This window comes from Megasphaera jansseni (genome assembly GCF_047974155.1).
Taxonomy (GTDB): Bacteria; Bacillota; Negativicutes; order Veillonellales; family Megasphaeraceae; genus Megasphaera.
In genome coordinates this window covers 1-206 of the sequence record NZ_JBHYRR010000127.1, presented here as the reverse complement: position 1 = coordinate 206, position 206 = coordinate 1, and the positions used below count along the sequence as shown (strand labels likewise).

The 206-nt window shown below is 44.7% G+C and carries 1 pseudogene; it reads right to left on the bottom strand.

The window, feature by feature from the left end:
- Nucleotides 1-206, bottom strand: a pseudogene (locus ACE418_RS13630) (transposase); the annotation flags it as partial.

The window sequence follows — 206 nt, the reverse complement described above, 5'->3', positions numbered from 1 at the left end:
TGATAGTCACCTGCCTTGACTTTCTGCAAAAGCCCGAAAAAAGAACGAAAACTGCGGTCGGCTACTTTCAATATCTGCTGGGCAACACCGGCCTGCAACAAGCCATAGTTTTCATTTTCCTTGCAAATGGGGTAATTTTCTTCGTACCGCAAGAATTGATGGGTATCGAAGTAATGCTGCCGAATCGTATAGACCGCTACATTGTA